Genomic DNA, 1,873 nt, shown 5'->3' with positions numbered 1-1,873 from the left:
CCCCGTCGCAGGCCGACGAGGACCGCTGGCGGTCGGAGGTGCTGGCGGCCACCGGCAAGGAGTCCGACGCGCTGGCGTGGGAGGCCCCGGAGGGCATCGACGTCAAGCCGCTCTACACCGAGTCCGATGTGGACGGACTGGACTTCCTGTCGACCTACCCGGGTCTGGCGCCGTTCCTGCGCGGCCCCTACCCGACGATGTACGTCAACCAGCCCTGGACCGTGCGCCAGTACGCGGGTTTCTCCACCGCCGAGGCCTCCAACGCCTTCTACCGGCGCAACCTCGCCGCCGGGCAGAAGGGCCTGTCGGTGGCCTTCGACCTGGCCACCCACCGCGGCTACGACTCCGACCACCCCCGGGTGGGCGGTGACGTGGGCATGGCCGGGGTGGCGATCGACTCGATCCTGGACATGCGGCAGCTCTTCGACGGCATCCCGCTGGACAAGATGAGCGTGTCGATGACCATGAACGGCGCGGTGCTGCCGGTCATGGCGCTCTACATCGTCGCCGCCGAAGAGCAGGGTGTCGCACCGGAGCAGCTGGCCGGGACCATCCAGAACGACATCCTCAAGGAGTTCATGGTCCGCAACACCTACATCTACCCGCCGCAGCCGTCGATGCGGATCATCTCCGACATCTTCTCCTACACCAGCCAGAAGATGCCGAAGTTCAACTCGATCTCCATCTCCGGCTACCACATCCAGGAGGCCGGGGCCACGGCCGACCTGGAGCTCGCCTACACCCTCGCCGACGGCGTGGAGTACCTGCGGGCGGGCAAGCAGGCCGGGCTCGACATCGACTCCTTCGCGCCCCGGCTGTCGTTCTTCTGGGGCATCGGCATGAACTTCGCGATGGAGGTCGCGAAACTGCGCGCCGCGCGGCTGCTCTGGTCGAAGCTGGTCAAGCAGTTCGGGCCGGAGAACCCGAAATCGCTGTCGCTGCGCACCCATTCGCAGACCTCCGGCTGGTCGCTGACCGCCCAGGACGTCTACAACAACGTCGCCCGCACCTGCGTGGAGGCGATGGCCGCCACCCAGGGACACACCCAGTCCCTGCACACCAACGCCCTCGACGAAGCCCTCGCCCTCCCGACCGATTTCTCCGCGCGCATCGCCCGCAACACCCAGCTGGTGCTGCAGCAGGAATCCGGCACCACCCGCGTCATCGACCCGTGGGGCGGCAGCTACTACCTCGAACGCCTCACCCAAGACCTCGCCGAGCGCGCCTGGGCGCACATCACCGAGGTCGAAGACGCCGGCGGCATGGCCCAGGCCATCGACGCCGGCATCCCCAAGCTGCGCATCGAGGAGGCCGCCGCCCGCACCCAGGCCCGCATCGACTCCGGCCGCCAGCCCCTCATCGGCGTCAACAAGTACCGCTACGACGGCGACGAGCAGGTCGAGGTCCTCAAGGTCGACAACGCCGACGTCCGCAACCAGCAGCTCGACAAGCTCCGGCGACTGCGGGAAGAACGCGACACCCAGGCGTGCGAGGACGCGCTGCGGCGGCTCACCGGCGCCGCCGAGGCCTCGCTGTCCGACGACCGCCCCAACGACCTCGGCCACAACCTGCTGGCCCTGGCCGTCGACGCCGCCCGCGCCAAGGCCACCGTCGGCGAGATCTCCGACGCCCTGGAGAAGGTCTTCGGCCGCCACTCCGGCCAGATCCGTACGATCTCCGGCGTGTACCGGGAAGAAGCCGGCCAGTCCGACCAGCTCGAATCGGCCCGCGAACAGGTCGAGGCCTTCGCCGAGGCCGAAGGCCGCCGCCCGCGCATCCTGGTGGCCAAGATGGGACAGGACGGCCACGACCGCGGCCAGAAGGTCATCGCCACCGCCTTCGCCGACCTCGGCTTCGACGTCGACGTCGGCCC

Annotated in this window: 1 protein-coding gene; it reads left to right on the top strand. The window is 69.2% G+C overall.

Annotated features, from left to right (window positions below):
• A partial coding sequence (scpA, locus tag QFW96_RS30145) for a methylmalonyl-CoA mutase (protein ID WP_281459151.1) occupies positions 1–1,873 on the top strand: 1,873 nt, incomplete at both ends.

This window comes from Saccharopolyspora ipomoeae, assembly GCF_029952525.1.
Classification (GTDB): domain Bacteria; phylum Actinomycetota; class Actinomycetes; order Mycobacteriales; family Pseudonocardiaceae; genus Saccharopolyspora; species Saccharopolyspora ipomoeae.
This window is presented reverse-complemented; position numbering and strand designations above follow the sequence as displayed.